General features: G+C 75.4%; 3 protein-coding genes. 2 read left to right on the forward strand and 1 reads right to left on the reverse strand.

Features of this window, described 5'->3' with window-relative positions:
- Positions 1 to 69: 69 nt before the first annotated feature.
- On the forward strand, positions 70 to 2,559 hold the full coding sequence (locus ACFWEK_RS19560) for an amylo-alpha-1,6-glucosidase (protein WP_430555119.1): 2,490 nt from the start codon (positions 70 to 72) through the stop codon (positions 2,557 to 2,559).
- Positions 2,560 to 2,595: 36 nt separating this feature from the next.
- On the opposite strand, the gene ACFWEK_RS19565 is transcribed toward ACFWEK_RS19560, so the two are convergent.
- Positions 2,596 to 3,561: a helix-turn-helix transcriptional regulator gene (locus ACFWEK_RS19565; protein WP_430555120.1), complete on the reverse strand. Its 966-nt coding sequence runs from the start codon at positions 3,559 to 3,561 to the stop codon at positions 2,596 to 2,598.
- A 130-nt stretch (positions 3,562 to 3,691) separates the two neighbouring features.
- Between ACFWEK_RS19565 and ACFWEK_RS19570 the strand changes: the two genes are divergently transcribed.
- The coding region (locus tag ACFWEK_RS19570; RefSeq protein WP_430555121.1) for a VOC family protein at positions 3,692 to 4,043 on the forward strand (352 nt) is incomplete at its 3' end.

The following is a 4,043-nucleotide window of genomic DNA, read 5'->3' on the forward strand; positions in this document are numbered from 1 at the left end:
CCCGCGCCCCGCGCGCGGGCACGGCCGCACCTCCGCCCGAATGTGAGCGCTCACACACCAGGAGCCACCATGACCGACCGCCAGAACACCCGCGCCCTGCGCCGCGCGCCCGTCGTCGTCGGCGCCGCGGCCGCTCTGCTCGCGACCGTCACCGTCCCCGCCGGGGGCGCGACGGGCGGGGGCGGACCGCACGACACCGACGTCGGGCTGCAACGCCCCTTCGCCCTGCCCGGCTACGTCGAGCGGGACGACAACGGCGCCCTCCTCGTCGGCGAGGGCGAGAGCCGCTTCGCACTCCGGGTCGACCTGCTGACCGCCGCAGGGAAGCTCGTCCGGGAGAACCAGGGCCTGCTGGGCAACGTCGCCCACGTCGGCCCCGTGACGGTCGACGGCTCGTACTACGAGGTGGAGATCAGCAGCGACGACCGCTCGATCACCCCCGACCGCCTGGGGGCGCTGCGCGAGATCCTCGACCACCCGGACGAGTGGTCCGCCGACCAGGTGGCGGAGGCCCGCGAGCAGCTGCCGGCGCTCCAGGAGCGCTACGACCAGACGCAGCGGGACAAGCAGACGATCCTGCTGCGGTTCGCGCGGACGGCGCCGAACACCCTGGTCGGGTCGGTCACCGCGCGCGACGCCGACGCGACCGTCTTCCTCGAGGCCTCGCCCCCGTGGGACGAGGAGAACTCCTACGAGGTGACCGACGGCGGCGTCCGCGCCACCGGCGCCGGCCTCGACGACCCGACGGAGGTCGGGCACTTCGCCCTGCTCCCGACGCAGGCGCCCGACGACGCCGCGGCCTACGCGTCCGAGGACGACCTGGTCGCCGCGATGGAGGGCGAGGAGGGCGCCGCCGGCGACGCCGCGGCGGCACTGCGGTACGACCTCGAGGAGGGCGAGACGATCACGTTCACCACGAGCGTGGCGGACGCGCCCCCGGCGGACCGCGCCTCGCGCGGCAGCATCCTCGGCACCCTCGCCCGGGCCCGGGCGCACGCCGACGCGGGCACCCTCAGCGGCAGCGGGCCGGCCGGCCGCGCGGCGACCGCGATGCGCAGCGCCATGGCCCTCAACGCGAACTACGACGAGCAGTCGCGGCAGAGCTTCCTCGTGTGGGGCTGGGGCCGCGGCGGGTCGGAGAACGACTCGATCTTCACCGGCTGGGACTCCGCCTGGGACGCGATCACCGCGCTCACCGTGGACCCGGACCTGGCGCGGCAGCACGAGCGCGTGCTGTTCGCCTCCGGCGGGCCGCGCTACGACCAGCTGCACGCCGGCCCGATGCACGCCTACGCCGTCAAGCGGATCTACGACGCCACGGGCGACCGCGAGCTGGTGGAGCAGGCCTACCCCGCGCTCGTGGAGTTCTTCGACAGGCTGCCCGAGTGGGACGTGAACGACGACGGCCTCCTCGAGGCGCCCTACGACGGTGACCCGAGCAAGGTGGGCAACCACCTCGGCCTCGACGACCTGCCCGTCTACCTCGCCGCCGACCGCATCGCCAAGGAGGGCGGCAGCGGCGACGAGCGGGACAACACCGACCTCACCGACGTCGCGCTGACCTCCTACTACGCGCTGATGGCGGACTCCCTGACCGAGCTCGCCACCGCGCTCGACCGGCCCGCGGACGCGCACCGGTTCGCGGCCGTCCTGGCGCGGACCAAGAAGGCCGCGAACGACACCCTCTGGGACGACGAGCGCGGCATGTACCTCGACCGCAACCTCGACGGCACCTGGGGGAACGTCGTCACGCCGACGATCTTCTACCCGCTGTTCGGGGGCCTGGCCACACCCGAGCGGGCGGCACGGACCGTCGAGCAGAACCTGCTCGACCCGGAGCAGTTCTGGGGCGAGTACGCGATCCCGAGCATCAGCCGCGACGACGCGGAGTACTGCGCGAACGGCGACGTCTCCGCGACGTCGTCCCCGGAGTACACGTACTACCTGGGCTGGGGCGAGGAGAACACCTGCGAGCAGTGGCGCGGTGCCGTCTGGCCACCGATGAACGCCACCGTCTACGACGGCCTCAAGCGGTACGGGCTCGACGAGGCCGCCGGCGAGCTGGCGACGAAGAGCACCGCCATGTACCTCGACAGCTGGGACGAGAACGGGTTCTTCCCCGAGTACTTCGACCCCGAGCCCGGCCAGGTCGTCAACGCCTCGGCGGTGGACAGCGCGTGGCGCTACTACACGTGGTCCAACGTGATGCCCCTGATGGCGGTGCACGAGCTCGTCGCCGAGGACGCCTGGGGGCGCCCCGGGTCGGTCACCTTCGGCTCGCACGCCCTGCCCGGCCGCAACACCGTGGACGACGTGCGCGTGGGCGGGCACACCTGGGCCGCGACGGTGAGCCCGAGGGCCACCGTGCTGGAGCGGGACGGGCGGACGGTGTTCCGCTCAACCGGCGGACGCGTCGTCGTGCGCGACTTCGCGCTCACCCGGGACGGTGCGTGCTTCGACGTCCACGCCACCGGGACCGCACGCCTGGTGGTGACGCCGCGACCCGGCACCACCCTGCGCACCACGGTGCGGGAGGGCAGCTCGCACGTCTGCCTGTGACCCCACGGCAACCCGGCGCCCGGTCGTGACCACCCGTCACGGCCGGGCGCCCGTCGTCGTCCCGCGGTGCGCCGCCACCAGCTCCGCCCCGAGACGCGCGAGCTCCGCCCGCACCTCCGGCGGGCCGACGACGTCGGCCTGGGCGCCCCAGCCGGCCAGGTGGCGCGCGACGTCGAGCGGCGTGGGGGCGGCGACCCGCACGGTCGCGCGGGCGCCGTCGCCGCCGTCGACGACGACCGTGTGCCGCCCGAACTGGGCGCGCAGGACGTCGACGTGCTCGGGGGCCACGCGCACGGTGGCCCACGTCGCGGACCGCCTGAGCTCGACCTCGCCGACGACGCGGTCCCACTCCGCCTGCAGGTCGACGTCGTCGGGCACGACGGCGGGCTCGTCGGTGACGTCCAGCGCGCCGACGCGGTCGACGCGGAAGGTGCGCGGGCCGCGGTCCGTGCCGGCGATCAGGTACCAGGCGCCGTCCTTGTCGACGAGCCCCCAGGGGTCGAGGACGCGGCTCGAGGACCGCCCGGTCGCTCCGGTGTAGTCGATCCGCACGCGGCGCCGCTCGACGACGGCGCGCTGCAGCGCGTCGACCTCCGGCGGCCGGACCCGGCCGGCCGCGCTCCACCCCTCCCGGTCCACGACGACGGCCGCGGCGGCCGCCTCCGCCTCGGCCCGGAAGGTGGCGGGCAGCGCACGCACGAGCTTGCGCAGCGCCGCCCGCGCGTGGTCGGACGACGCCGCGCCCGGGCCGGCGAGCAGGAACAGCGCGCGCGCCTCGGGCGCCGTGAGGCCGCTGAGGTCCGTGCGCGACCCGCCCAGCAGCGACCACCCGCCGCCGCGGCCCGGCAGCGGGTACACGGGCACGCCCGCGGCCGACAGCGCCTCGAGGTCCCGGCGGGCGGTCGCCACCGAGACCTCGAGCGCGTCGGCGAGCTCGGCCGCCGTCACGCGGGGGCGCGACTGGAGGTGGAGCAGCACCTGGATGAGCCGGTCGGCGCGCATGCTCCGAGACTGCCACGAAAAGTAGTCAGCAGGTGAGCACTTTGAGCGGAAGAGTGGTGCTCACGAGGTCACCAGGCCTCGATCGCACCGACCGTCCCACCGACCCACGAACCGAGCACCGGGAGCCGACATGCTGCGCGGACTGACCACCATCACCTACCTGGCCGACGACGTCGCCGCCGCCCGCGACTGGTACGCCGAGGTGCTCGGCACCGAGGCCTACTTCGCCCGCGAGGCCGGCGGGGCGCTCGCCTACGCGGAGTTCCGCGTCGGCGACTATCAGCACGAGCTGGGGATCATGGACCGGCGCTTCGCTCCCCCGCAGCCCGACGGCGCCGCGGGCGCCGTCGCCTACTGGGCGGGGGGGGAGGGGGGCGGCCGGGGGGCGGGGGGGGGGGGGGGCGCGGGCGCGGCCGCGCGGCACGGGGGAGCGGCCCTCGCCCCGGGCGGGACGCCCGCGGCGGGCGGAGCCGGAGTCGCTG

It is taken from the genome of Isoptericola sp. NPDC060257, assembly GCF_042726645.1.
GTDB classification, from domain to species: Bacteria; Actinomycetota; Actinomycetes; order Actinomycetales; family Cellulomonadaceae; genus Isoptericola; species Isoptericola nanjingensis.